Annotated in this window: 22 protein-coding genes; 8 read left to right on the plus strand and 14 right to left on the minus strand. The window is 69.3% G+C overall.

The window, feature by feature from the left end; genetic code table 11:
- Positions 1–8: 8 nt before the first annotated feature.
- Entirely contained in the window at positions 9–2,951 is a 2,943-nt protein-coding gene (locus AB0D74_RS45245; RefSeq protein WP_362600542.1) for a hypothetical protein, read from the minus strand.
- 108 nt (positions 2,952–3,059) lie between these two features.
- Here AB0D74_RS45245 and AB0D74_RS45250 point away from each other — a divergent pair, with 108 nt between their 5' ends.
- Positions 3,060–3,323 (plus strand): hypothetical protein, encoded by a 264-nt coding sequence (locus AB0D74_RS45250; protein WP_362600545.1) that lies wholly within the window; start codon positions 3,060–3,062, stop codon positions 3,321–3,323.
- A gap of 577 nt (positions 3,324–3,900) precedes the next feature.
- Entirely contained in the window at positions 3,901–5,166 is a 1,266-nt protein-coding gene (locus AB0D74_RS45255; protein WP_362600548.1) for a hypothetical protein, read from the plus strand.
- A 715-nt stretch (positions 5,167–5,881) separates the two neighbouring features.
- Here the strand turns inward: AB0D74_RS45255 and AB0D74_RS45260 are convergent.
- A complete protein-coding gene (locus tag AB0D74_RS45260) occupies positions 5,882–6,991 on the minus strand; it encodes a DUF2235 domain-containing protein (RefSeq protein WP_362600551.1) in 1,110 nt (369 codons plus the stop codon).
- 13 nt (positions 6,992–7,004) lie between these two features.
- Entirely contained in the window at positions 7,005–7,910 is a 906-nt protein-coding gene (locus AB0D74_RS45265) for a DUF6424 family protein (protein ID WP_362600554.1), read from the minus strand.
- A 746-nt stretch (positions 7,911–8,656) separates the two neighbouring features.
- Between AB0D74_RS45265 and AB0D74_RS45270 the strand changes: the two genes are divergently transcribed.
- Entirely contained in the window at positions 8,657–9,469 is an 813-nt protein-coding gene (locus AB0D74_RS45270) for a class I SAM-dependent methyltransferase (RefSeq protein WP_362600557.1), read from the plus strand.
- 86 nt (positions 9,470–9,555) lie between these two features.
- Here AB0D74_RS45270 and AB0D74_RS45275 read toward each other — a convergent pair whose 3' ends face one another.
- Positions 9,556–9,825, minus strand: a complete 270-nt coding sequence (locus tag AB0D74_RS45275; RefSeq protein ID WP_362600560.1) for a transposase — start codon at positions 9,823–9,825, stop codon at positions 9,556–9,558.
- A gap of 577 nt (positions 9,826–10,402) precedes the next feature.
- Between AB0D74_RS45275 and AB0D74_RS45280 the strand changes: the two genes are divergently transcribed.
- Positions 10,403–11,068, plus strand: coding sequence for a hypothetical protein (locus AB0D74_RS45280; protein WP_362600563.1), 666 nt, complete (start codon positions 10,403–10,405; stop codon positions 11,066–11,068).
- Between the two features lie 1,045 nt (positions 11,069–12,113).
- Here the strand turns inward: AB0D74_RS45280 and AB0D74_RS45285 are convergent.
- Complete coding sequence (locus tag AB0D74_RS45285; RefSeq protein ID WP_362600566.1) at positions 12,114–12,479, minus strand: MerR family transcriptional regulator; 366 nt, start codon at positions 12,477–12,479, stop codon at positions 12,114–12,116.
- Between the two features lie 95 nt (positions 12,480–12,574).
- Between AB0D74_RS45285 and AB0D74_RS45290 the strand changes: the two genes are divergently transcribed.
- Positions 12,575–13,438 (plus strand): enoyl-CoA hydratase/isomerase family protein, encoded by an 864-nt coding sequence (locus AB0D74_RS45290; protein ID WP_362600569.1) that lies wholly within the window; start codon positions 12,575–12,577, stop codon positions 13,436–13,438.
- Between the two features lie 404 nt (positions 13,439–13,842).
- On the opposite strand, the gene AB0D74_RS45295 is transcribed toward AB0D74_RS45290, so the two are convergent.
- A complete protein-coding gene (locus AB0D74_RS45295; protein ID WP_362600572.1) occupies positions 13,843–14,310 on the minus strand; it encodes a patatin-like phospholipase family protein in 468 nt (155 codons plus the stop codon).
- A 229-nt stretch (positions 14,311–14,539) separates the two neighbouring features.
- Complete coding sequence (locus tag AB0D74_RS45300) at positions 14,540–15,343, minus strand: SDR family oxidoreductase (protein WP_362600575.1); 804 nt, start codon at positions 15,341–15,343, stop codon at positions 14,540–14,542.
- Between the two features lie 83 nt (positions 15,344–15,426).
- Here AB0D74_RS45300 and AB0D74_RS45305 point away from each other — a divergent pair, with 83 nt between their 5' ends.
- Positions 15,427–16,002: a TetR family transcriptional regulator gene (locus tag AB0D74_RS45305; RefSeq protein ID WP_362600578.1), complete on the plus strand. Its 576-nt coding sequence runs from the start codon at positions 15,427–15,429 to the stop codon at positions 16,000–16,002.
- Between the two features lie 290 nt (positions 16,003–16,292).
- Here the strand turns inward: AB0D74_RS45305 and AB0D74_RS45310 are convergent, their stop codons facing one another.
- The 4 genes from AB0D74_RS45310 to AB0D74_RS45325 form a co-directional block, all read right to left on the minus strand.
- Positions 16,293–16,943, minus strand: a complete 651-nt coding sequence (locus AB0D74_RS45310; protein WP_362600581.1) for an aminotransferase class IV — start codon at positions 16,941–16,943, stop codon at positions 16,293–16,295.
- Between the two features lie 65 nt (positions 16,944–17,008).
- Complete coding sequence (locus tag AB0D74_RS45315; protein ID WP_362600584.1) at positions 17,009–17,305, minus strand: hypothetical protein; 297 nt, start codon at positions 17,303–17,305, stop codon at positions 17,009–17,011.
- Positions 17,302–17,439: a hypothetical protein gene (locus tag AB0D74_RS45320; protein ID WP_362600588.1), complete on the minus strand. Its 138-nt coding sequence runs from the start codon at positions 17,437–17,439 to the stop codon at positions 17,302–17,304. The genes AB0D74_RS45315 and AB0D74_RS45320 overlap by 4 nt, the downstream gene beginning before the upstream one ends.
- A gap of 166 nt (positions 17,440–17,605) precedes the next feature.
- Positions 17,606–18,802: an MFS transporter gene (locus AB0D74_RS45325; RefSeq protein ID WP_362600636.1), complete on the minus strand. Its 1,197-nt coding sequence runs from the start codon at positions 18,800–18,802 to the stop codon at positions 17,606–17,608.
- A gap of 1,127 nt (positions 18,803–19,929) precedes the next feature.
- On the opposite strand from AB0D74_RS45325, the gene AB0D74_RS45330 reads away from it, so the two are divergent.
- The gene (locus AB0D74_RS45330) at positions 19,930–20,874 is read left to right on the plus strand and encodes a 4-hydroxybenzoate octaprenyltransferase (protein WP_362600591.1); all 945 of its coding nucleotides are present in this window, start codon (positions 19,930–19,932) and stop codon (positions 20,872–20,874) included.
- A gap of 24 nt (positions 20,875–20,898) precedes the next feature.
- Positions 20,899–21,792 (plus strand): oxygenase MpaB family protein, encoded by an 894-nt coding sequence (locus AB0D74_RS45335; RefSeq protein WP_362600594.1) that lies wholly within the window; start codon positions 20,899–20,901, stop codon positions 21,790–21,792.
- A 75-nt stretch (positions 21,793–21,867) separates the two neighbouring features.
- Here AB0D74_RS45335 and AB0D74_RS45340 read toward each other — a convergent pair whose 3' ends face one another.
- The 3 genes from AB0D74_RS45340 to AB0D74_RS45350 all read right to left on the minus strand — a co-directional run bounded on the left by AB0D74_RS45340 (position 21,868) and on the right by AB0D74_RS45350 (position 25,334).
- Positions 21,868–22,761, minus strand: a complete 894-nt coding sequence (locus AB0D74_RS45340) for a helix-turn-helix transcriptional regulator (RefSeq protein WP_362600597.1) — start codon at positions 22,759–22,761, stop codon at positions 21,868–21,870.
- 397 nt (positions 22,762–23,158) lie between these two features.
- Positions 23,159–24,667, minus strand: coding sequence for a HAMP domain-containing sensor histidine kinase (locus AB0D74_RS45345; protein ID WP_362600600.1), 1,509 nt, complete (start codon positions 24,665–24,667; stop codon positions 23,159–23,161).
- Positions 24,654–25,334, minus strand: coding sequence for a response regulator transcription factor (locus AB0D74_RS45350; RefSeq protein ID WP_362600603.1), 681 nt, complete (start codon positions 25,332–25,334; stop codon positions 24,654–24,656). Before AB0D74_RS45350 ends, AB0D74_RS45345 begins: the two co-directional genes overlap by 14 nt.
- Positions 25,335–25,368: the final 34 nt, after the last annotated feature.

Below are 25,368 nucleotides of genomic sequence, written 5' to 3' on the forward strand. Positions count from 1 at the left end.
CGGCTCGCTCACGCGGCAAACGCCGCGCAGTACTTCGGCCAGTCATGCTCCTTCGAGTAGCACTGCGCGAAGGTCGGGTCGACCGGCGCGCCGGCGAAGGTCCGCTCCAGTTCGAGCGAAACGGACTTGCTGAAGAAGGCGATCCGTACGCTGACCGTGAGGGTGCCCCTGCCACGGACCGTCGACTGCTTGCCCTTTTTCTCGTACGTGAGCTCCAGATAGAATTCGACGGACACGGTGACGATGCCCAGCACCGTCAAAAAGCCGTTGCACCGCAGATAGCCGGTCAGTTTGACGTCGTCCTTGCCATTGACCTTGGCGAGCATGAAGCGAATGCCGGCCATAATGGAGACCCCGCCGCTCGCCACCCCGAGGTCCAGCGCCGCGGCGCCGCCGAACTCGATGGCACCCTCGACCTCCTGCACGCCACTGGCGTCGAGCAGCAAGGAGAAGTAGCCGCCTCCGCCGAACAGGGAGACCGTGAGGTTGAAAGGATGCTTCTGCTCGCAGACCGAGAAGCGGAAAGAGACCGGCTTGCCGTCGAAGGGGATCGCTAGCTCGGCCGACAGGGAGAGATTGGCCAGGTTGAAGACCCCGAGGGAGAGGGTGGGAAGGGCGAGTGTGTATCCGGCACGAATGCCGGTGCTCTGGACGTCGATGAACGCGCCGGCGCCGAAGACATCAGCGGGCAGGGCGCTGCGGAGTGTGTTGACGAACTCCATGGCACCCTGGAATGTCAGCTCCACACCGGAGGCGGTCACGTCGGGCTTCTGACCCGGGCCGGTCTTGAACTTCAGCTCCTCGAAATCCACTCGGGCCATGCCCAGGAAGTCCAGCGCGAAGTGGCTCAGGCTGCCCTGCACCGTTGACTTGTCGACGGCGTCCGTCGAACGGACGGTCCGGGCGTCCAGGATCAGCGACGCCTTGGACACGTCGATCAGGGCGGCCGGGGGCCGGTCCAACGGCGGCTTCCACACGTACCGCAGTTCCTTGCCCTGTCCGTCCGCCAGGTCGCGTATACGCAGCACGGGTGCGGGCAGCAGGCCGTTCGCGTCCGCGAGTATGTTCTCGATCTGCTCGTCGCTCAGCTGCCGCAGTGCGCCGAGTTGGTCCTTGACAAGGCTCTTCAGGTAATTGCTGAGGTCGATGCCGAGCAGCTGTGCCCCGCCGAAAGCTTCCCTGATGACCTGCATGTCCTTCGCATCAGCCACCGCTCCGGTGGTGGGGTCCGTCTTGAAGAGGTCGGGGATGACGCCCGCCTGGCTGGTGATCGTCTTCACCATGGCGTTGGGGCTGGAGAGGCCACCCGCCTGCTCCGCGCCGAAGACGAGCTTGAGCGAGTCCGTCAGATCCAGGTACGCCCCTGCCGGATGCCCGTCCATGGTCTGCCGCAGATACGTGTCGTTGAACTCGACTTTGAGGTTGCCAGCGTTCGGGGTGAACTGCTCCACGGCGGGGACGCGGACCTCAGCGGCCGCAACACAGGGTTGGCCCACTACCGGCGCGCCGTTCGGCCCGAGCCGGAAGGTCAGGGAGCCGACCGCGTGACTGGTGCTGCCGGGAGCGCCGGGCGGGGGCTGCGCCATCGCCATCACCTGGCCATGCAGCTCCCGCTTCTGGCGCTGCTCCATCTTGCCGGGCTCGGCCGGTGTGTTTTCCTTCTCCGGGTCGTAGAGGCCCTTCAACTGCTGCTGTTCATCGGCCAGTCCGTCAGGAACGAACACCATCGGCATGGTGAAGCTCACCTTGCGGGCCTCGGAATCCGTGCCGATCAGGGTGAATTCATGGTCCTTTCCGGATTCTTTGAGACGCACCCAGAAGGCCGCGAGGTCCGGCTCGTCCTGTTCGGGTGGCAGTGGGGGGTCATGGGGAGGCTTGGGCGGAATGATCAGCGGAGTGACGCGGTCGGTGATGCGCAGCACCTGGAACGGCATCTCGCGTCCCTTGTGCTGGAAGCCGTTGGCTGCTCCGTACGTCATCTCCGGCTGCTTGACGATGATGCGGTCCTCCCGCTGTAGGTAGGCGACGATTCCGTCGTCCGGACGCGCGATGAAGAGTCGCTTGTACTCCTGCATGTGCAGGGCCTCATGGCCCGTGGACAGGCGGCCGTGGTGGACGATGCGGACGTACTGGTCACGCCCCAGTCCTGTGATGTGGTCGTAGGCCACCAGAGCCGGGGCACGCCGATCGACCTCCTGGTAGCGGGCGAGGGCAGGAGCCGACAACGGATCCCAGGCACCGTGCAGATGGGCCGAGGTGCCCATGGGCGTGATGAGGAACTGCTCCGCGTGCAGGGGATCACTGTGGACTTCGAGCGGCCCACCTATTCCTGGCAACGGGATGCGACTGGTGAGGGTCACGAGGTCCTGCAGGACAGGCGCTACGTACGGGGCACCGGGTGGCAGCGTCCCACCGTTCGTGACCATCGCGAAGGCCCGCAACTTCACGCTGCCGTCAGATGCACCGAGCCCGGCGCCGTCCGGTGCAGGGTGCAGCCGGACATGCCACAAAGCGGTGCGGCCGTCAGCTTGTTGGGGTTGCGGTCCGCCCAACCAGTCCACGGGCTCGTCGTAGCTGATCAACAGCCGGGTGGGAAACTCGATGACGCTTCTGGGGATGCCCTGGAAGACCGTCGTCCCCGGCGTGTCCGGGATTTGTTGGCCGTCGGGCACCCTGAGCGGCACCAGGCGCTCCCAGTCGAGCAACCCGTCCAGCGACAGCTCCAGCTCCTTGATGTCGGCGGGCACCGAGAAGGCCAGCCGGGTGGAGCCGGCGGAGACTGCCTGCATGGGAGCAGTGACCTTGCTCAGATCGTCGGGGACCTCTTCCACCACATGCTGCGGCGGCAGACCGACGACGATGAAGGCGTTCAGTGCGTCGGGGGCTCGCACGAGACGGTGGCGGGCGCCGTCGAAGAGCAGGCCCATCAGTGCGATGTCGACGACAAGCATGTCGGCCGGCCGTACCACCCGGAACGGCCCCTCCGCGACGTCCACCTCGTGCGGCGGCGGGGGTTCCGGGGGCCCACCCCCAGGATGGGGACCAGGACCGGGGCCGGGATGCGGACCAGGACCAGGGTGCGGGCCGGGACCAGGGTGCGGGCCAGGACCGTGCGGGGGGCCAGGGTGCGGGCCGTGCGGCGGACCGAACCCGCCACCTGGGCCGCCACGCCCCCCACCGAACCCGCTGCCCCCGAACCCTCCGCCGCCGGCGCGGTCGCCGCGCTCGCCGCCGTGGTCGTCGTGCTGTCCTCCCTCCTCACCGGGATGGTTGCGCAGCTCCTCCCCGAGCCTGAGGGACACAGGACGGCGGGTACGGAATGACATGAGGCTCACCCGGGCTCATGTGAAGGTGAAGAAGAAGTCGTGCGTGCGGTGAGGCGCGACGAAGGCGCCTTCCCCTCTCTTCCACGCTCTCTTCCATGCTCACTCCGGTGGCGGACGCCCGCCACCGGGGAGCGACAGCCGTCGCAGCATCGGCGAGGGCCGCCCGGGTACGCGTCCCCGATCAGCGGCGAGGTCTCACCCGGGACCTCCTCGGCCGCCAGGACGGGGTGCGACAGGCGCCGTTGAGACCGTAGGGCAGGCGCCCAGCTTCCGGACGACCGTGAAGAGCCCGAAGAGGTGCCCGGCGACCACGGTGGGACCTTCTCGCGAGGTGGCATCGGCTCCCTTGCTGCCCGCGGGTTCCCGGTACCGGCGGACGCCCGACGGCGTCCGGGCCCGACTGCAGCCTCTCCAACAACGGTGACGTCCCGTCGAGTTGCCGGCGAGCGCGGCCGGCGGCGATCGGGTGCGGGCCCGCACCCGAGGGTCTAGCGTGGAAAGGAGCCGCCGTGCCGCCCCTGACCCGGACGACGTCCCGGCCCCCACCCTGCCCCTCTCCCCCAGGCGGATCGCTATGTCCTCCACCGTTCGCATCGCCGGCGCGCTGCCCACGCCGGACGCCGACCCGAGCCTGAGCGTCGTCTTCGCCGGCGGCTGGTCGGTGGGTTACGACTGGGCGGCGGACCACGTGGTCACCGCGGGTGCGCCGACCCAACCGCTCTTCCCCGCGCCGTTCGACCGTGATCTGGACGGCGCGCTGCTCGGCCAACAGGCCTTCAGTGACTTCGAGTACGTCTTCCAGGGCGGCAACTACCAGCGGATCAAGCTGGTCGGACTGCAGCCGGACGGCGACCCCGCCTCGACGGCGGACAACTGGTTCCTGCCGTCCGAATGGACCACGCTCGACGCCGTCTTCCCCGGCGGTGGCGTGAAGAGCGGCTTCGCCTACTTCTTCCACGGCCCGGACTACATGCGCTTCGACTGGCCGGCCAACGCCGCCTCGGCCGGCTACCCGAAGCCGATCGGCCCGAACTGGCACACCAGCGGCGACTTCACCCACGACCTGGACGGCGAGATCACCGGCCTGCGGGCCTTCGGCACCAAGGCGTACCTGTTCCGGACCGTCACCACCATGGTGAACCGGGACGGCCGACGGGTCTCGAGCGGTGGCTTCGTCGTGAATGTGCCGGTCTACTGCCGTTACGACTTCGACCACGAGGTCGTCGACAACACCGTCACCGATCCAGCCGACGTCGTCGGGCAGTGGAACGGCCTCTTTCCGCTGCTCGACGCCGGACCCGCCATCGAGCTCGCCCTGGACTGGATCGGCCGGGCCGAAACGGCGGCCGCCGCGACACCGCTCGATCCCGCCACCCTGACGGCGTTCGCGCATCACTTCATGACCGGGTCCCCGGACACGACCGTGGTCAACACGGTCCGCGATCGGCTCCGGCAAATCCGCGAACGGCTCACCGCACTTCCGGACCAGTTCAAGTGGACGGCGGCCCTGGGGTTCGCGGCAGTGACCACGCCGGGCACACTGACCGAGATCGGGAACGAGTTCTCGACCTTCCACGGGCCCAACGGCCGGGCGGCGGCGCTGATCCACGAGGCGAGCCACTTCCGCTTCGACGCCGGCGTCGACGTACCGGAGTGGTCGAGCGAGGTGGTCGCCGGAGTGCAGCAGAGCCCGGCCGTGATCAACGGTGTCACCATGCCGCGCTACAGCACCATCCCTACCGCAGACGCCCTGGTCAACCCGAGTTCGTACGCCGCGTTCGCCCAGGAGACCGCGCTGGGCGAGGACACCCGGTTCGGTGCCGCCCGGACTCAACTCTGACCGTGGCCCTCATGGAGCACCCGTGCGGCACTCATCCAGCACCCGCCGCCTCGCCTGCTGCCTCACCCGGCGCCGGAGCCGTCCGCATGGCCACCCGGTACTCGCTCGGCGACATCCCACCGCCGTGCGGAAGGCGCAGGAGAACCGGTCCGGCTGGGGGTAGCCCCAGTGGGTCGCGACGGTGTGGTTGGTCAGGTAAGACAGGCGTTCGTCGACAACCGTCCCCTGAAGTTCAGCGGACGGCGGGTCACGCAGTTCCTTGAGACCCGAGGGCTGCCGATCCCGGATGCTGAGTTCCGCCGGGACTCGCAACAGAAGCGCTTGGATTACCGAAGCCTCCGTCCGCTACTGGCATGTCCTGGACCCGATCCCCAAGGGGTGGCTCGCGGACGGCATCGAGAGCCTGCGCGAGATCACTCGCGACGACGTCGAGAGGGCCATCGCCACCCGCAAGGGGACGCCGGCCCGCTCGATCCACATCATCCTGCGGAATGTCTTCCGGGCCCTTCGGCAAGAGGGCGTGATCTTCCGCGATCCCACCCGCGGCCTCGTCTTCGCCGGAATCAACAAGACCCCGCCCTCCGTGCCCCCGGACCGGCCGGCCGGCGTCCTCAGCCGTGCGCAAAACGACTTCCAGCGCCTCGTGATGGTGCTGGTGAGCGGCGGAGCGCCGAGGAATCGCCCAGCGGCGCGGAACGGCGGATCGGGCGCGCTTTCACGTCGTCTTGACCCAGTCGAGGTCGGCCCAGCGCCCTGCCTCCTGCGGACCGGGGAGATCAGGGCGGTAGCCGGGATCGTGCTCGCGCCGCAGCCTGACGCTCGCGTGCAGCGACGCATCCTTCGGTACGGAGCGGGTGCGCCGGCCCGCCAGGATCCACAGCGCTCCGTTGTCGTGGAGGGGTGCGTCGGCGAAATCCTCAGTCAGGGCGCAGGCTTCGTCGTAGGCGTCGGGAACGAAATCCAGCTCCTGATGGACGCCATCGGCGATCCATTTCAGAGGTATCGAGGAGAGCAAGGGTGCGCCCGCGGCATGTGCGAAGGTACCGCCCACGTCGGAATGGACACCGGCGAACCACACCTCTTGAGCCGAGTCCCGCAGACGTCCTTCGCGGGCGGTGACGAGGTATTCGCGGTAAGGGCGGCGTCTTTCGTCGAGGGACACGGCATGGCGGATGCGGGCGGCGTTGGGCAGCTGGTGAGTGTAGGGCCAACGCAGACTGCCCAGCCGGAGCACACCGGCTGCCTTCACTGTGTCCCAGAGACCGAGGTAGGTGACCGGCAGGGCATGGTGCGAGACCTGCCGCGGGTTGTTCTGTTTCACCGTGGCCCACAAAGGCTCGCTCTCGGTCCGTCGGCAGAAGGCGCGTGAGAAGCGGGCGACCTGCTCCTGGCTCGCCTCGATGTCCTGATTGAACGCGTACTTCGCCACGGCGTACGCGACCAGGTTTTCCGAGCCGGGGCGCATGAGTCCGGGTTTGTTGAGCATTCCGACGAGTGCGCGAGCTGTGTACGCGCCGCGACTGAAGCCGAAAACGTACACGCGGTCGCCTGGCTGCCAGTGCTGCATCAAGTAGGTGTACGCCTCGGCGAGGTTGGCCTTCAGCCCGGTGCCGAAGGCCAGCCCGCACATGCGGGAGAGCCAGTGGCCAGCCGGACCGCGCGCAGTGGCCGACGACATGGTGCCCACGCCCGGGTCGTAGTAGAGCAGCTGACGTTCGGGGTGGTCCGCCTCGAGCATCTCGAACAGCCTTACCACGTTGGTAGGGTGGCTGGCACCCACCTGGTTGCCTGATCCATCCAGGCAGATGACGATATTGCGCGACATATCTGCTCCTCGGCTACCCGGAATGACCGGAGGCCGGCCTCAATGTGCGAGCCCGACTCGACGAGGACACCAGCGGGCCGGACGCAGTCCGTCGGTCCGGCTCGATCTGCTGACTGAACGCCTGCAGCGCCACGGAACTGTTGGGCGGCAGTACCGCCATCTTGCCCTGCTCCTGCGCTTGCATGAACGCTCTCGCCGCCACGCTCTCCTCCGGCACGTGGACCAGACGTACGTGGCCGTCGCCCGAGCCTCGCCGGTTCACCGGCGCGACGGCGCCGTGAGTCCCGTCGGGCAGGGTCACCCACAGCTCGAAGTCCTCGTAACGGACGAAGTCCGCGCCCTTCACAGGCCAGGGGTAGTGGTGCTCCCCGGGAACTTGTGGCAGGACTCCCTGGTGGTTGCCATGGCTCATCGGCACACAGGCGTTGAACAAGCAGTCGGTCCACCGTTCGACGCCATCGGCGTCCGTGACCGGGGTCCGGAGCAGGTCTGCCGACTCTTCATACCCCAGTGCTGCCAGGGCAGGCAGGGTGAGAGGGAAGGCGTCGACCAGCTCGGCCGCATCCCGGCGCAGCCGATCGACCTTCGACGGCTCGGCGCAGAACTGCATGCTCCACTCGATTCCGACCCTGGCGCGGTACATCCGCCAACCGTTCTGCCCCTTGACCCACAGGCTGCCACCGTGGTGCATCTCCCAATGCTGAGCGCCGGAGGGCCGGGACCCGTAGGGAAGGTCGTCGTTGTCCATTTCGGCGAGAATCTTGTGCGCTGTCTCCTTGGCCGCGCGGAAGTACGCCGATTCGAAGCGCTTGGGATGATCCACCAGGCGTATCTGCCAGGGATGATGCTCAGACTCCACGCCGCCGAGTTTCAGCCCGGCCGGAGTTCTGTGCGGTGCTGAGGCATCGGAGGTTGTCATGGTAGTTCTCCTCGCGCCGACCGCACGGGCCTGCACGCGCCGACCCGCATTGCCGAGTCCCCTGGGCTCCATCCTGTTCCTGGAAACGATCCGGCCGGGGAGAGGGACGCTTTCCACGGCGGGCTACCCTGCCGTATCGCCGCCGTTTCCCGCTGCGAGCACTGCCAGGATGGAACTGTTCTGGAAAATGACGGGCACACCCGACCCGCCCCGGCCCGCGACAGCCGGGCTCTGGTAAGGCGGTGTCCTGTCCGCCAGTCACAACCCTATGGCTGCCGTTACGCTATCGCAACCATGCGGGAATCGCCGGACCGGCAGTCCGCCATTGGTGATCGCCCGTTCAACTGACCTTGTCAGCGGCATGCTGAAAACCCTGCAGGCGTACCCGAGTCCCGGCGCCATGCGTAACAACGCAGCTTCCCCGGCGGAGATTCCGGCCGCCGGCCCGTCACCGCTGGTTGCGTCCAGGGAAGTGGTGTCACGGTCTCCACCTGATCCGGGGGTCTGCTTCCGGCATCGGGATGAGGCCCGCATAGATGAACGGCCACCGGCTGATCTTCGAGGTGTCGAAGCCCGAAGGAGATCAGCACGATGACCGCACCCGACAGTCTGCCCCTGCACGTCCTCGCTGAGTAGGTGACGCTGTCGGGGATCTTGCTGGGGGCCGGTCCGATTCCCCTGAACTTTGCTGATCGGGTTTGGGTAGCGTCAGGGCTGCGGTGGTGGTCGTTCTGGGGAGGGAACGGATGGCGGAGACGGTGTTTGATGAGTCCGAGCGGCAGGCGTGGGCGGGGCAGGCTGATGCCTATGCTGCGAGTTTCGCCAAACTCTGCGCGTATCCGGTGCCGATGCTTCTCGATGTTGCCTGTGTCAGGGAGGGTGTGCGGGTCCTCGATGTGGGGACGGGCACGGGCACCGTCGCCGTACTCGCTTGTGGGCGTGGAGCGGAGGTGACGGCGGTGGATGCCGAACCAGGCATGGTTGCCCGGGCTGCGCCGGCGGCTCCGGAAGCTGACGTGCGGCTTGCCGCTCTGCCCCATCTGCCCTTCGCCGACGACGAGTTCGATGCCACGGTCGGCAACTTCGTCCTCAACCACGTCGGACAGCCTCGGCAAGCCCTGACGGAGCTGCGCCGGGTGACGCGGCCGGGCGGACGGATCGCCGTCACTGTCTGGGGGGTTCCCGCGGCCGCCGGGCAGGCCCTACTGGGTGGGGCTGTCCAAGCGGCAGGTGTCACGCGTCCGGCTCACCTGCCGGCTCTTGCTCCCGAAGACGACTTCCTCCGTACTGAACAGGGCCTCGCCGCGTTGCTCGGTGAGGCAGGTCTTACGGACGTCGTCTGCGGCACCTTGACCTGGGACCACCAGACGACGCCTGAGGAGTGGTGGAGCGGACCGGCCGCCGGAGTGGCGACGATCGGCCAGATCGTGACGAGTCAGCCGCCTGCGGTCATCGTAAAGATCAAGGAGCAATTTGATCTTCTATGTGGCGAGTTCGCCGGTCCCGAAGGTGTGCTGGTGCTGCCCCACGCGGCCCTGATCGCTCATGGTCAGGCATGACATTGCGCAGTTCGCGTCCCGGCTGGGGACGACCTCCCTTCGCGTACCGCGGAGGGCGGGCTTTTTTCCGCGGCGTTCCGCTGACGTCAGGATGTCCCTGCTGTGCGCCCTGCGGTTGGCCTTGGGATGCCCTGCCGGTCCAGGAAGCTCTGGAGCGCGGTGGGTGTTCGGGGCGGGCGTTCTGCCGTCGGCGTCGTCTGCTCTGCGTGGACGCGCTCGATGTTGACGGCGATCGCGGTGAGAACGTGCTGGACATGGGTCTTGGCCCGGCTCCGGTAGCGGGCCTGCCTCATGCCGTGGCCGTTGACGAACTCACTGACCGTGCTCTCGATGCCGGCACGTAGTTCGCCTTCCACGGCGTGGTCTGTTGCGCAGCCCGGGCGGCAGCCTGCCGTGCGTAGAGCTGCTGCGGCAGGAAGCCGCCCCCGACTGCTGGGAGAACCGCGGCGCCTGCGCCAAGCCCGACCAGCCGTGCCCCTACCCCTTCGGCCAGCCTGCCGCCGTAGTGGGGAGCTCTGCCCGGAGGTGAACGGGCATGACGCATCCCCCAGCGCTCCGCCCACCGGTACCGCGACGGGAGGGCACTGTGAAGGACGGCGCGCGCTCATCTCTCCGCGTCCTCGAACCGGCCCGAGCCGACCGGGTCGCCGAGGGACCCGCTGCCGGCGGGGCGTGGCGAGCTCGGTGGGCAGGAGGCCGCCGGGGGTCTGGAAAGCGGTCACCGGCGGGTTCCGCGACGCGGCCGTCGGCGCACGGTCCCGGCCAGTGCGCTGCCCTGCGGGAGTGATGGCCTGTTCAGGGCGATACGAGCAGGGCTGGGGCAGACATACTCAGCTGGGGCTTCGGCGCACGTTGCGGACGTGCTCGGACAGCGCCGCCGTGCCCCGACGCATCCTCACCTCAGTGCCTATCACCCCTGGAAGGGGACTTCGCATGAGTGGATTACGACTGCCCGGACGTCTCAGAGCGCTTGCGTGCGTCCTGGCCCTGGCCGCAGGTGCGCTGACGACGGCCGGGATGTCGGGCACGGCAATGGCCGCGGTGACGGCACCGCTCGTCGCCGCGCCGGAGATCGGCGTCCAGTTCAACGCCGACGGCGACGCCGGCCAGTGCGGTGGGACGACCGGACAGCAGTGGGCGGCGTCGCCGGACTGGACGCAGGCCATTCGCTTCGACACCGACAACCGTGCCGGCGGCTGTCAGCTGGCGTTCGGTGTCTACGACCCGGACGGGACCCTCGCTGGTGCGTCCATCACGTACACGTTCCTCCCCAGCTCCGGCGGGAACGCCGGTCAGTGCGGGGACTACCAGGGCACCTACGGCATGCCGATCCAGACGTTCCGCACCTTCGGCCAGGCGGTCAGGGTCGACACGGACAGCCGCCCCGGCTGGTGCGACCTCACCTTCACGGTGTCGGGCCGCTCCGACGTCGGCCTCGATGTGCAGTTCTACCCCGACGGTGATGCCGGCCAGTGCGTGAACTACTTGCCTCAGGGCCAGTACCGCACGGCCTACGCCGGCAACCCGGTGACCGTCGGCATCGATGCGGACGGCCGCTCCGGCGGCTGCCAGTTCCTGCTCCGCGTACGGCACTTCTAGCCCACCCGGCCCAGAACTCCCGGCTCAGTGGGCGGCGGTCAACCGTGAGGTGCACCGGCTGACCGCCGCCCCGCCGAGCAGACCGCGCTCGTGACCCGCCCCACCGCGCCCCCTTGGCCGCCGGCCCATCAGCCTCGTCCTCGCCCGCTGACAGGAACCTATAGGCCCGCGGCCACGGGAAGGCGGGCATCGCCCACGGATGCTCCGCGCCACGGCGTGCCCGCCAAGGACCGACACGGTGACGCGACTCGCTCCGACGGCCCTCCCCTTGCCCGTCAGTACGGACCGAGCGGAAACCGGCAAGCTCCGCCCACCGGAAAGCGGCAAGCACGTCGCTCGACAGGGACCGCCGGCGGGTTCCTGAAGACCCAGCCTCCCGACGCTCAGCGCCAAGGCGGCCACGGCACACAACGAATCGCCGAGGAAAGGGGGGCGGGCACCTCGACCGTGAGCAGACCCAACGCCGCCGGCGGGACGGTGGGGTGGAAGCACGGAAGCGGGTGCACGGTGTGCCCCCGCCGGCCGCCGACTGCCGTCCACGGCCGCTCTCAGAACACGCTGCGGGAGGTAGGAGCGCAGGAACACGTTGCTGCCCTGACCGAGCGGCTTCCTACCTCGGGCAACTTTATTCTATTCATCGGGCTCGGTGACCACCGGAGGCAGTTCAGGTTCGGGCGGGAACATGATGGGAGCGCCGCTGCCTCTTGGGCGTGGGAAAACCTTGAGTGATCTGGTAACCAGCATGCGAGGGGCGCGCGGGGTGCGGGAGACGATCGCGGCCGGGCGCCTCCGCTCCCCCGGCTCCGGCGGCCAACTCCGCTCAGAGGACGGCCGATCACCCGGAACAGCGGGGTTGGCCAGGAGCGCGGCCGAGGTGTGGGCGGCACAGCTCGGCGCGGTCCAGGACGGCCAGGAACTGGTGGTCGTACGAGCTCCCAGCCGACCAGGAAACGGTCGGCGGCCGTCGGCCGGGCACGAGACCGTACAGTGCGCCCGGTGGACGGCGGCGAAGCCGGGGACCGTACTGGATGCGGCGGCCTGCTCGTCAGGGGCAGGGGCGGCCCGTCCGGTATGTGGTGGTGGCTGTGGTGATGAGGGTGTCGAGTCTGTCCCTGGTGCCGGTCAGCGTGCTGATCGTGGTGTCGATGCGGTTGCGCTCGGCCGTGAGCCGGTCGAGCAGTTCCGGCGTCACTTCACCGGTGACCACGCACGGCAGCAGTTCCACGATCGACTTGCTCGGCAGTCCTGCCGCGTAGAGCTGCTGGATCAGCAGGACGCGGTCGACGGCGTTGTCCGGGTAGTGCCGCTGGCCGCTGGGGCTGCGTTCGGAGGCAAGCAGGTGCTGCTCCTCGTAGTAGCGCAACGCCCGCACACTCACGCCCGCCCTCGCGGCGAGCTCCCCGATACGCATGACTGGTTCCCCTTGCCTCTGACGTCAACGTCAGGTCTTAGCGTGCTCGATGAACGGGCTTTTGGCCAATGAATCCACCGAGAAATGGGACGGAAATGCCGTACGACGCGTACAAGGGACTGCGGGTGACGATCGAGGCGGGGGTGGCACATGTCACGTTCGACCACCCGCCGGTCAACATGCTCGACACTGTGCTCATCAACGAACTGCACGACTTCGCCGGGGTGGTCCGCGAGGACGAGCGGGTACGGGTGATCGTGCTGGAGAGCGCCGACTCGGAGTTCTTCGTCGCCCACGTCGACCTGGGCTTCATGCTCAACCCGGAGACCTTCGCCGAGCTGGCGAACCCGGAAGCCGGCACCGGGGGTGACGAGTCGCTGATCAACCCGATGCAGAAGCTGGTGCTGCGCCTGCGCGCGCTGCCTCAGGTGACGATCGCCAAGCTCACCGGGCGCCTTCGCGGCGGAGGCAACGAGCTGGCCATGGCCCTGGACATGCGCTTCGCCGCCAACGGGCGGACCTGGCTCGGCCAGCCCGAGACCCGAATGGGCATCATCCCCGGCGGCGGCGCCACCCAGCTGCTGCCCTCCCTGGTCGGTCGGGCCAGGGCTCTGGAGGTGATCCTCGGCGGGAACCTGTTCGACGCGCAGACGGCTGAGCGGTACGGCTGGATCAACCGCGCGCTCCCGGCCGGGGAACTCGACGCGTTCGTCGACGCCCTCGCCCGGCGCATCGCCGCGCTGCGTCCGGAGCAGATCGGCGCGGCGAAGGCCGCGGTCTCGGCCGCAGCCGCCGTCGGGAATCTGCTGGAGGGACTCGGCGAGGAGAGCAGGGCCCTCGGCGCCGTCTACCCGGCCCCCGATGCCGTGGTTGAGCGCATCCGGGGCGCTGTGGTCGCCGGAGCCCAGACCCGGGAGGGCGAACTCGATCTGGAGGCATCACTGGACCGTGTCCCCTGACCCGCGACCGGGTACCCGGACGCGCTTCGGCCGCGGACGTCGGCGGGCCCCGGCCGGGGCCGGGGCCGGATCCGGGTACTGATCACTGACAGGTGGCGGAAGCGCTGTGGCGGTGCATTCCGGAGAGCGCCGGCTCTTCTGAAAGCGTGCCGCGTCGGGTCCGGGCCCGGCCTGCCCTCCTGTGGGGCGGGCCGGGCTTCCGGGGCAGTCGGCATCGGTCGGCCCGTACCTGGATCGCCCGGTCGAGGGTGATACCGGCAGATGACGGGTCGCGATGTTCACTGCAGCAGCGCGCGGATGCGGTCCTTCTCCGCTGCGGCCTGTCTGCGTCCGAGGGTGAATGCCGGTTCGGCCAGGGCCGGGTTCAGCATGTCCGGGCCGCCCGCTCCCAGCTCCACGGTCAGTTACACGATGCCTGCGGCCCGCAGCTCCGCGCTCTCCTGCCGGACCGTCTGGAAGGGGGCAAGTGGCTGGTCGAGAGGGAAGCACGACACGACCACGACGCCTTCGGCGTCGGCGGCGGCCCGCGCGTTGATGTGGCTGAGCACACCGCCGACCATGTACCGGCGTCCATCGATGGTCACCAGCGGCAGAACGACCGGTGCCCCGCAGCTGGCCGCTACGGCCAGCTGCAGTGCCACCCCGGATTCGGAACTCCACACCCCGACCTCGGCGTTGTCGAGGGCGACCGCGGTGCACCGGAGCCTTGACGGCCAGGTCTGGCCGTCAAAGTCGGCGACCAACGGAAGGAAGGTCTCCTCGTCGATGCCGGCGGGCTGCTGTGCGACGAGTCGTCCGATCTCCCGCACCGCCTTGAGTCCCTGACCGGCCTGCGCCATCGGGGCAAGAAGGACCTGGAAGCCTTCAGCCATCCGCTCCCCGGCGCGGCCTGGCCCACCCGGGCAAGCGCACGCACGGCGCCCGACGGGGTCGGCTCCGCCCGCCAGGAACACCCCACCAGGGCTCCCTCGGACGTGCCGACAACAATGTCGGCACCGGCAAGGTCGCAGCCGGCCTCAGCCAAGCCGGTCAGCAGCCCCGACTGCCAGCCGATCCCGACGGCGCCTCCGCCGCCCAGGACCACAGCCATCCCGTCCCTGTTCACACCGCCTCGGCGGTCATCCGGCCGATGGCCCGGATGATCTGCCGTCGGGTGGCCAGACGGCGGGCGAGCTGGGCCATCACCCGGTTCATGCGTCCGGCGATGACACTGGGCGGCGGGTTCCTGCGGTCCAGAGCAGCCAACGCTGTGCGGACGACATCGGCGGGCGAGGCGAGCTTGTTCCCGCCTGCGGCCCGCTCGGTGCCCACGACGTCGAAGAACTCGGTGCGCGTAGCACCCGGGGAAAGAGCCAGCACCCGCAGGCCGGTGCCGCGCGACTCCTCCCACAGCGCCTCGGTCAGGCTCAGCACGAACGCCTTGGTCGCCCCGTAGAGCGCCATCCGCGGATTGGGCTGGTAGGCCGCCATGCTCGCGACGTTGACCAACACCCCGCTCCCCGCCGTCCGCAGCTGGCCGATGAAGGCGCGGCTGATGTCCGCGACCGCCATCACGTCGACAGCGACCTCCTGACGCAGCCGCGCCGGATCGACCTGGTGGAAGGAGCCGAAGCTTGCGAACCCCGCGTTGTTGACCACGCTGGTGACATGCACACCGAGCTGCCCCAGCCGCTGGGCCAGCGCCTGCCCGGGGTCGTCCGAGGCCAGGTCCATCGCCAGCACGTGCACCTGGATCGGGTGGCGGTCGCGCAGTTCGGCGGCCAGCTCCTCCAGGCGCTCGCGGCGGCGTGCGACAAGTACCAGGTCCGAGCCGCGGGCGGCGAGCTGCCGGGCGAACTCGGCCCCCAGTCCCGCGCTCGCACCGGTGATCAATGTGGTCTGGCCTCGGTAGTCGACGGCTGTCATGACATCCTCCTAGCAGTCAATGCTTTTCTGGCAGTCAATGCCAAACAGGCGGTCGCTGTCCAGAGGGGGGTAGGATCAGATCCATGACGACGTTGTGGGACCGATCGCGGCAGGTCGCCGTCCAGCAGATCCTGGACACGGCACTTCGTCTGTTCGCCGAGCGGGGCTACGAACAGACGACCATCGCCCAGATCGCCAAGGAAGCCGGGATCTCGCAGCGCTCCCTGTTCCGTTACTTCGGCACCAAAGAAGACCTGGTCTGCGGCGACCAGGAAGCGCTGGGTGAACTGCTGAGGCAAACCGTCCAGCAGCAGCCGGCCGGCGTCGGTCCCTGGGAGGCGCTGCGGGCCGGGTTCGAGACGATCCTCACCGCCAACCACGCCCCGCAACGGGTGCTGGAACTCTCCCGTCTGATCTTCGAAACCCCCGCCCTGCACGCCCGCTACATCGAGAAACGGCTGCGCTGGCAGCGCGAACTCATCCCGATCGTCCAGGCCCGCCTGACCACCCCCACCCTCGACCCGCGCGCCAAGGCCATCACCGCCGCCGTCTTCACCTGCGTCGACACCGCGACCGAACTCTGGGCAGCAAGCGACGGACAACTCGACCTGGCAGACCTCTACGACCAGTGCCTCGCGGCAATCCGAGACGGCAGTTGAGAAGTCCCCGCAGCCAACTGGGTCACAGCGGTGGCCATCTCCACGTCGAGCTGCTTTTCCATATCAAGGCGCAAAGCGACGCACGGCCGGGCGTACGCCCTGCCCTTTCTCTCGCCGCCGCCCTCGAGACCGACTACCGCAAGCGGCATGCCGGCGAGTGCGGGATCGATCGCCTCGGACGTCACCGGGCCGTGGCCACGAGGTACGGCAAACTCGCCGTTCGCCACGGGGCGACCGTGCTGGTCGCCGTCCTCAACGAGTGGCTGTGACCAGCACGGTCCCAGCGGCAGTTACACGGTTTGCCAGGGGTTGGTCTCGTAGCAGTTCACGAGCAGGTCCGTCACGTCGGGATCGACGGTCAATGCCGCCGAGGCGTCGAAGAAACCGATGTTCGAGATCGAGGCTTCGCTGATGCGGCCGTTGCGATCGGTGAACAGCATGTCGTCGTACCCGGCGAGTACCGCCTGGCGTCGGCGAAGGCTGAGTCCGAACGTCCCGGCGTGCTTGACGTGGGGAAGGTCCCCCTCGTACTCCACGGTCCGCAGCCGCACTGGTGAGGTCCGCGCCGTGATCGGAGCGCTCGTCGCCACGGCCACGTCCGGCTCCACGTCCTCGCCGCGCAGCACGGCATCCTGGCGGCGGCTGAAGACGGACACCCGAACCGTCACCGCGTCCGGGGAAGCTTGGAGCGCGTGCCGCACACAGGAGCGCACCCGGTCGGTGTCCAGGCCCGTTCCGAACAGTTCCCGCGTACTGTCGTCCAGCCGCTTCAGATGCAGATCCAGTCCTCGGACCGCTCGGTCCCGCACCTGCATCGAGGAGAAGTGTGAGTAGTTGGCCCGCGCGAGCACCTTCAGGTCCTCGTTGTCCGCTTCGGCACCGTTGACTTCCACCCGGTCGATGACGATTCCTCCCTCGCCCGTACCCAGCCCCACGGCCATCTCGCGACACCCTAGGCACCGCTTAAGACGTCAAGGGAACTAGAGATCGACTTTCCCAACAGGCCCTAGAGGTCCTGGACGGCGCGCAGGGCCTGGTCCACCCGGGCCATGGCCGCGGCATCGACGGGCCCCAGGGGCTTGGCACCCCCGAACCGGTTGGTCCTCAGCTGCACGATGTTGACGGCGACTGCGGTGCACGGGAGCGGATCGCTGATCACGACCCACATGGCCGTGTCCGGAAACCGGCCGCTCTCGTGCAGCACGATCACGAGGACGGCGCCGTAGGCCTCTTCGAGCCCGGTCAGGCTGATGATCAGGACGTTGCGGCCGTCGGGGAGTGCCCAGATCTCACCACGGTTCACAGGGTGTCGCCCTCGTCCGCCAGGTCGTTGCCGAGACCGAGCGTGGCCAGCCGGCGCGCGGCGTCGAGGGTGGCGGCGCGGCGGGCGGCGCGCACCACGTAGGCGTTCACGCTCAGACCGGCCTCCGGTGGCATGCCGTGTGACAGCCGGGGCTCCGGCTACGCAGGCGCGCCGAGGCCGGAGCCGAACGGGGACCGAGCTGATGGCCCACGGCCTCACTGGCGAAAGGTTTCGGACTGGCGCCGTGCCTGGCCCGGCGACCGAACCCACCAGCCGCCGGACCGAGCGCTCAGTCAACGCTCAATGGATGTTCTGCGCATGTTCGGAGCGCTCCTGGACCACCGGACGTGTCACGGGCGCGGTGTCGATGATCCAGATGTTGCGCTGTCGGTCGGCCAGGAATGCCGTGAGGGCGATGAGGAGTGCTGCCGCTGCGACGATGAGAGCGACCAGGAGTGCGCCGTCGACGCCGTGGGTGTCTGCGAGGCTGCCGGAGAGGGCCTGTCCAGCGGCTGTGCCGAGGGGGCCGCCGGCGCACAGGATGGTCATGGCGCCTGCTTCCCGTTCGGCGGGGGCGAGGCGTTCGGTCAGCGCGTACAGGCTGATCATGTAGGGGGCGACGGTGAAGCTCGCGAGGGCGACCGCTGCGGGGAGGGAGACCAGTTGTCCGCCGATGAAGAGGATCACCATGCCGGCGCAGAGGATCGCGGCGAACGAGACGTAGCGGGCACGCAGAGAGAACTTCTGCGGGAGCCAGGCGCAGGCGGCGCCTGCAAGAGCGCTGCCGATGCCGAACTCGGCGTAGACAAGTCCGGCAGCGCCGGGCTTGTCGATCGTGCCGGCGTAGACGGTGACGGCCGTCTGGACCGCGCCGAAGATCGCCCCCATGGCAACCATGGCGAGGAACATGACGGCCAGGGGCCGGCGGGGCAGGTACGGCCTCTCCTGCCTGCCGGACGGCTGCTCGTGCGTGGTGCGGTGGGCGTAGACGAGGGCAAAGGGGAGAGTGCTCGCTGCGAGCAGAGCCATTGTCGCGACCGCGGGCGCGAGGGGGCTGACGGAGGCGAGCAGCCCGACGAACGCGGGGCCCGCGACGAAGCTCAGTTCGTCGGCGGACGCCTCATAGGACAGAGCCGGGGACAGCAGGTGGTGTTCGTTACGGGACTGCACCAGCCGTGACCAGAGCACCCGCACGAGCGGGCCGACCTGCGGCTGAGTCAGGCCCACCAGGGCAGCCGTGGCGAACATGCCGGCCCGGCTGCCATGGCTGGCGCCCAGCAGGGCCGCCCAGGCTGCGAAGTTGGCGATCGCGGCCGCCACTCCGACGCTCCGGTGACCATAACGGTCGGTCATGGCTCCGACCAGGGGCCCGCCGATCGCGATGGCGATGCTCTGGGCCGCGCCGGCGAGTCCGGCGAAGCGTAGCTGTGGGTCGCTGCCTGGAGCAGGATGAGCGTGGTGAGGGCTGAGGTCGCGTACGGCAGGCGGGCCAGGAATCCCAGAGGGAAGAAGCCGACGCCTGCAACACGCAGCAGGGAACGGTAGGACACGATGTCTCCGTCGGGCACGTCAAGGGAACGCGCCACCCAGCCACCAACGCGTCGACAAGCCCGATTCTGATCATCAGCATAACGGAGGCGGCTGAGGGCTGTGCAGATCCCTTGAAAAGAGCGGCTGGGACGACGTGCTCGGCAACGGGCGCGGGGGCGCTGTCAGGCCGCCCTCCCTGAAAGACCGGCTCGGCGTACGGGACGGCCGGGAATCATGAAGGGCTTCTCACCTTGTCGAGCAGAAGGCCGCACAGGGCGTCGATGTCTGCGTCGAGTGCCTCGTCGATCTCGCGTCCGACCTGTGTATCGTCCTATCCGGAGCGCGTCTCTATAAGGGTTGCGCCGCGTGCGGGCGTGGAGTCGCACACCACATCGACTGCCAGTCGCCAGCACTTCAGTGTGCCGAGCCAGTTCGCCTCGGCGACGGGTACCGCGTCATGCAGGACAAGGCCGTCCACTCCGAGTTCGCGCTGGTAGCGGGCTCGATCCGTAGCGACAGCAGGCCCTGCGCGCGCACGACGGCGCCGATGCGGACCGCGCACAGGGAGTGGACGCCCAGAGGAAGTCCGTCACCCGAGCCGCAAGGCATGCCGAGGCCTCGCTCAGGCCCCCCTTAAGCCCGCTGGCATTCGCCGGCGCCAGGGTGGGAGGCCGTCATCAGTCCGGACGGAAACACCGTCTCCACCAGCAGCACCGACGCAACCGTAGGTTGTGGGGCACCGACGCAGTCGCGTACCGCCGCTTCTCCCCCTGAGCCACGGGCGAAGCCATGCCCGGCGAGGAAACGGGGCAGCCGGCGACCGGCCGGGGTCTTGTTCGGCGGATTCCGGATCGCCTGTTCGGTCGTCATGTTGCCCGCGGTGGGCAACGGGAATTTCGGTGCGCGGACTCGTGCACTGCTCGGTGGAACGGGTTGGCCATCCGCTCGGTCTCGCCTTCCGGCCTGCGCGCGCGGGGCATTTCCGTTCCCTGTAAGGCTCCCACCTCTGCCTGAAAGGACGAGGAACTCGCCCTGGGCACAGCTACGTTGGGCCGACCGGCACGTAATTCCCCTGGAAAGGGCCATGAATCGGTATGCCTGTCGCCTCAGAAGCCCCGGCCCTCGTCTCGACTCAGGTGGCGGTCCAAGGCCCTGCCGCCCGGTTGGTGGGACGGGCCCCTGCCGGCGTACGGCCGTATCTGGAGTTGCTGCGGCTGGACCGGCCGGTGGGGGTCTGGCTGCTGGTGGTGCCGGGGTGGATCGCCCTGGGAGCGATCGCCGAGCCCCGGGACGGGGGCCTGCTCGGGCTGCTGCTCCTGGTGTACGGGGTGCTGTCCAGAGGGGCCGCCTGCGGGCTCAACGACGTGCTGGACGCGCGGTTCGACGCGCAGGTGCCTCGTACGGCGGGTCGGCCCGTCGCCTCCGGGCGGCTGGCGGCCGGACGGGCGCTGGTGCTGTGTGTGGTGGTGGGGGCCGTCGCTCCGCTGGTGATGGGCTTGTGGAGTGTGCAGGCCGTGGTGTGGGCGGCGGCCGGGGCGCCCCTCGCGGCGGTGTATCCGTACATGAAGCGGGTCACCCACTGGCCGCATGTGTGGCTGGGGATCACCATGAACTGGACGTTGCCGCTGGTGTACGGCCTGCTCACCGGAGGGCTCGGTCTCGGGGGTGGGGTGCTGTACGGGGCGCTGATCTGCTGGGCCGTGGGGACGGACGTGATCTACGCCTGCCAGGACCGGGAGGCGGATGTGCGGGCCGGGGTGCGGTCGGCCGCCGTGCTGCTGGGGCACCGCAGCCGGGTACTGGTGGGCGTCGTGTACGCGGGGTGCGTGGTGCTGCTCGCCTGGTTCGGGGTCGTGGCCGGGCTCGGGCCGCTGTACTGGCCCGGGCTGTGCGTGGTCGCGGGACAGTTGGGTTGGCAGGTATGGCGGGCCGACCCCGCGGACATCGGAGCCTGCGGGCGGGCGTTCGGCACCAATCCCCTGTGCGGACTGCTCATCCTCGTGGCCGTGCTCGCCGGGCGGGTCAGTACTCTCGGCTGAGGGACACGGACCCTGGAGGTGCTGGTGGGACTGCGGGAACGGATCGCGGCGGAACTCACGGCGACCATGCACGGCGGGGATCTCAAGCTGGAGCGGTACGCGAGGCCGCCCGGTGATCCCGGGCTCTTCGGGATCACGCCGGGGGACCCGGTGTGGCGGGTGCACGGGCATCCCACCGGAATGCTCACCGGCGGATTCGCCGCGCTCATGCTCCAGTCGCTGCATCCGCTGGCCATGGCGGGGGTCGACCAGCACTCCGACTTCCGCGCCGATCCCGTCGGCCGGCTGAACGGCACCGTACGGTACGTCACCACGACCACCTTCGGCTCCTCGGCCGCCGCCCGCGAGGTGATCGACCTCGTCCGCCGGATCCACACCCGGGTGCACGGCACCGCCCCCGACGGCCGGCCCTACCGTGCCGACGACCCCGACCTGCTCACCTGGGTGCACACCGCCGAGGTACGCAGCTTCCTCACCGGTCACCAGACCTACGCGCCCCGGCGGCTGCGACTGACACCCGTCGAGTGCGACACCTACTACCGTCAAACCGCCCCTGTGGCCGAGACGTTGGGCGCACGGAACGTACCGCGCACGTCCCTCGAAGCCGAGCGCTACCTGGCCCGCCTCCGTCCTCAACTCCACGCTACCTCGGCCGCGTTGGACTCGGTGCTGTTCCTCCGCCGGTTCGGACGCACACGTCGGGAGCGGCTGGCCGTACGCCTCCTCACGAACGCCTCGGTCGGGCTCCTCCCCGACTGGGCCCGAGCCGAACTCGGCATCCACCGCCCGGCCCCCGTCCGCACCGGCTGGGACCGGCCTCTGGCGACGGCCGTCGGAGGCACCCTTCAGTGGGGGCTCGGCCCCTCCCAGATCCAGTCCGCCGCGCGGGGACGGCTGGCGACGGTACGGCAGCAATGACCCGAGACCTACGTGGCCGGACGGCCTGGCGGCGGCCGGGCTGCCGGCCGGACCTTCCTTATGAAGGAGGTCGGACTATCCGTTGTGTGCTTCGAGCTCGGTCGCCGGCGTCTGTCGGGCGGCTGCCCACGACGCCAGGAGCGCCAGATTGTCGGCGGTCGGCGTGTCCGCGGGTGCGGTGTAGACGATGAGGTGCAGGCCGGGTTCGGCGGGCAGTTGCAGGGACTCGACGTCCAAGTCGAGGCGGCCCACGATCGGATGGCTCAGACGCTTGCGGCCGGACCGGTGGAGCCGTACGTCCTGGGATGCCCACCGCTGCCGAAACAGCTCACTGTACGTTGACAGTTCGCCGACCAGGGCGATCAGCTCCTCGTCGTGCGGATTGCGGCCGGCTTCCATGCGTAGCTTCGCGGCCACGTCACCGGCAATTCGGTCGTAGTCGACGAAGAAATCCCTGGCCGCCTCGGGATTCAGGTAGACGAACCGCGCTGTGTTCGCGGGCCGTCGCGGGTCGGCCAGCGCCGGTGAGTACAGCGCGCGGCCGAGTTGGTTCATGGCGAGCACGTCAAAACGGCCGTTACCGATCCAGGCCGGCGCATCGGAGATCGCGTCGAGCACCTGCTGCAGCGTCGCGCGCACCGTCAGGGCAGGCCTGCGCCGGCGTGGGCCGCTGGGCGTCCTGGATCGGCGCGCGAGGTGGAACAGGTGGTCGCGCTCGGCCTCGTCGAGTTGCAGGGCAGAGGCCAACGCGTCGAGCACGCCGTCGGAGGCACCGGCGAGGCTGCCGCGCTCCATGCGCACGTAGTAGTCGACCGAGACCCCCGCCAGGAGCGCCACCTCCTCGCGGCGCAGACCTTTGACCCGGCGGTTGCCGCCGTAAGCGGGCAGGCCCGCCTGCTCGGGTGTGATGCGGGCGCGCCGTGAGCTGAGGAACTCCCGGATTTCGGTGCGTAGATCCATTGTGGCCATCCCCTCACCGTAAGCCCGTCGCGCAGTCCACAGCGCGTTGCAGAATGCCGTGATTTTGCAGGTAAGCGTGCGACTACGGCTGGTCTGATCACGCGGCCACGGCGAGGCTGTGCATGTGCGCGACGGCTTGGACCGCACCGACCTTGCGGTCACGGACCGGGACCAGCGGGATGCTGAGGACTTGTGGATCAGCCTCGGGAGCGCGTGAAGGGTGGGCGGCTGCGCGATCGCTTGGCCGCCGTCCATCTCGCCGCCCGTCCGCTCGGCCAAGTCGCTTCGGCCCCTGGCGGGTTGGCTGGGCAGGAGTGGTGGGAGCAGGGATGTCGTGCTCGTCCCGCGTTCGATGGCCCGGAGTCGGCCGGCCTACCTCGCTGCAGGTCAGGAACGTCCCCCGGTGTCAACGAGGGGGCTTGGACAGGGTCCGTGCGGTGAAGCGCTGTTCCGCGGCCGGCGCGGGGGCTCGGGGGAGGCGTAGTCGGAAGCATGCTCCGAGGGTTCGGGGGGTGAGGGTGAGGGTGCCTCGGTGGCGGTGGGCCAGGTCGCGGGCGATGGCGAGGCCCAGGCCGGTGCCGCCGTGGTCGCGGGAGCGGGCGTCGTCGAGCCGGACGAAGCGTTCGAAGATGCGCTCGGCGTCCTCGGCGGGCACGCCCGGTCCGTCGTCGTGCACGGTGAGGACGACCCACTCGTCCTCGTTCCGGACGGTGATCTGGATGCGGTGTGCGGCGTGGCGGGCGGCGTTGTCGACGAGGTTGCGCAGCAGCCGTTCGTATTCGTCGGGGTTCCCATGCGCGTGTGCGGGGGCGCTGCTGTCACAGGTGAGGGTCAACGGCCCTTCGGTGAGCGGGTATTGCTCGGTCAGCCGGGAGGCGAGGGCTGTCAGGTCGACGGTTTCGGGGGCGGCCGTGGGGGCGCGGGTATCGAGGCGGGCGAGCAGCAGCAGGTCTTCGGCGAGGGCGTGGAGGCGGCGGGTCTGGCGTGCGGCGGTGGTGGCCGCGGCGGGCCAGTCGGTGCGTTCCGGGTAGGCGAGCGCGACTTCCAGGCTGGTCAGCAGTGTGGTGAGGGGGCTGCGCAGTTCGTGGGCGGCGTCCGCGACGAAGCGGCGTTGCTGGGCGGCGGCGTTGTCGAGGCGCTGCAGAGTGGTGTTGATGGTGGTGGCCAGGGCGGTGATCTCGTGTCCCGTGACGGGTACGGTGACGCGTTCACGGGGGTCGTTCGCGGTGACCGAGGCGGTGAGGACGCGGATGGCCTCGACCGGCCGCAGTGCGATGCGGACGGTGAAATAGGCGGCGGCGGCGATCAGTACGAGGCTGACGAGCGCGGCGCGCAGCAGCAGGCGGTCGGTGGTCCCGGCGATTTCCTCGGCCGTGTGCGGGAGCACCACCACATAGACCCGCAACCTGGCGTCGGCGGCGACGCCCAGAGCGGCCACCTTGTCGCGGCTCAGTTCACTGGCCCTGATATCGGTCGTGAAGACCTCATAGGTCCCGCCGGCCACATCGCCCCTGAGTCCGGGGTTGTAGTCGCGGTTCACCGGCAGGCGGAAGAAATCGGGCGTGCTTTCCCCGGTCGGGGCGGGCAGCACGTGGTGGGTGCCGGGATGGAAGGCGGCCATGCCCCCGCCGTAGGCGACGGCTGTGCGCCGACCGGTGGCGACGACCTCGTACGGCACGATGCTGCTGCGGACGGGAATCACTCCCTCCTTCAGTTGGTCGGTGAGAGTCCAGAGCTGTCCCAGAGCTTGTTCTCGGGCGATCTGGGTGCTCTGGTGGTAGACGTCTCGGTGTACCCACCAGCCGATGCCGGCCAGGATGACGGCGGCGGTCGCGGCGACGGCCAGGGCCGTGCGGGCTCGTACCGAACGCGGCCATCCAAGGCGGCGCAGGCGGCGCGGCTCAGTCGCGTTCACGGTCGTCCACCAGCCGGTAGCCGGTACCCCGTACGGTCTGCAGGGACTGCCGGTGGAACGCGGCGTCCACCTTCTTGCGCAGGGCGCTGACGCGCGCCTCCACCAGGTTGGGGTCCAGGGCTTCGTCGGGCCAGGCGTGATAGAGCAGATCCGCTTTGGAGACCGCCTGGCCCGCCCGCCGGGCCAGCAGCTCAAGGACGGCGAACTCCCGAGGGGTGAGCTCCACCCGGGCCCCGGCCCGGCGGCAGACCCGGCCCGCGACATCCAACGAGAGGTCGCCCACGGCAAGGACGGGCGGGGCGACGGTGGCGGCGCGTCTGGCCAGGGCCCGCAGCCGTGCGACGAGCACCAGGTAGGAGAAGGGTTTGGCCAGGTAGTCATCGGCTCCCGTGTCCAGGGCCTCCGCCTGGTCCCAGTCGCCGTCCTTGGCGGTGAGCACCAGGATGGGGGTCGGGTTGCCCTCCCGGCGCAACTGGGCGCAGACCTTGTAGCCGTTGAGTCCGGGCAGCATCAAGTCCAGTACGACGAGGGCGTATTCGCCGGTCCGGGCCATCCACAGGCCCTGCCGGCCGTCATGGGCGAGGTCGACGCTGTAGCCCTCGGCGGTCAGACCGGTGTGCAGGGTGTGGGCAAGGTCCACTTCGTCTTCGACCACCAGGATACGCATGGGATGCAGCCTCGCACGGCGCCGGTCCGCCTTC

This window comes from Streptomyces sp. NPDC048278 (assembly GCF_040652195.1).
Taxonomy (GTDB): Bacteria; Actinomycetota; Actinomycetes; order Streptomycetales; family Streptomycetaceae; genus Streptomyces.

Bases quoted from the DNA above. Each gene is read 5' to 3' on its own strand.
- AB0D74_RS45320 (WP_362600588.1), bottom strand. From the start codon at position 17,439: ATGCCACCGGAGGCCGGTCTGAGCGTGAACGCCTACGTGGTGCGCGCC.
- AB0D74_RS45290 (WP_362600569.1), top strand. From the start codon at position 12,575: ATGCCGTACGACGCGTACAAGGGACTGCGGGTGACGATCGAGGCGGGG.
- AB0D74_RS45260 (WP_362600551.1), bottom strand. From the start codon at position 6,991: ATGTCGCGCAATATCGTCATCTGCCTGGATGGATCAGGCAACCAGGTG.
- AB0D74_RS45280 (WP_362600563.1), top strand. From the start codon at position 10,403: ATGAGTGGATTACGACTGCCCGGACGTCTCAGAGCGCTTGCGTGCGTC.
- AB0D74_RS45255 (WP_362600548.1), top strand. From the start codon at position 3,901: ATGTCCTCCACCGTTCGCATCGCCGGCGCGCTGCCCACGCCGGACGCC.
- AB0D74_RS45350 (WP_362600603.1), bottom strand. From the start codon at position 25,334: ATGCGTATCCTGGTGGTCGAAGACGAAGTGGACCTTGCCCACACCCTG.
- AB0D74_RS45300 (WP_362600575.1), bottom strand. From the start codon at position 15,343: ATGACAGCCGTCGACTACCGAGGCCAGACCACATTGATCACCGGTGCG.
- AB0D74_RS45250 (WP_362600545.1), top strand. From the start codon at position 3,060: ATGCGGACCAGGACCAGGGTGCGGGCCGGGACCAGGGTGCGGGCCAGG.
- AB0D74_RS45305 (WP_362600578.1), top strand. From the start codon at position 15,427: ATGACGACGTTGTGGGACCGATCGCGGCAGGTCGCCGTCCAGCAGATC.
- AB0D74_RS45310 (WP_362600581.1), bottom strand. From the start codon at position 16,943: ATGGCCGTGGGGCTGGGTACGGGCGAGGGAGGAATCGTCATCGACCGG.
- AB0D74_RS45245 (WP_362600542.1), bottom strand. From the start codon at position 2,951: ATGCTTGTCGTCGACATCGCACTGATGGGCCTGCTCTTCGACGGCGCC.
- AB0D74_RS45340 (WP_362600597.1), bottom strand. From the start codon at position 22,761: ATGGCCACAATGGATCTACGCACCGAAATCCGGGAGTTCCTCAGCTCA.
- AB0D74_RS45295 (WP_362600572.1), bottom strand. From the start codon at position 14,310: ATGGCTGAAGGCTTCCAGGTCCTTCTTGCCCCGATGGCGCAGGCCGGT.
- AB0D74_RS45285 (WP_362600566.1), bottom strand. From the start codon at position 12,479: ATGCGTATCGGGGAGCTCGCCGCGAGGGCGGGCGTGAGTGTGCGGGCG.
- AB0D74_RS45330 (WP_362600591.1), top strand. From the start codon at position 19,930: ATGCCTGTCGCCTCAGAAGCCCCGGCCCTCGTCTCGACTCAGGTGGCG.
- AB0D74_RS45270 (WP_362600557.1), top strand. From the start codon at position 8,657: ATGGCGGAGACGGTGTTTGATGAGTCCGAGCGGCAGGCGTGGGCGGGG.
- AB0D74_RS45265 (WP_362600554.1), bottom strand. From the start codon at position 7,910: ATGACAACCTCCGATGCCTCAGCACCGCACAGAACTCCGGCCGGGCTG.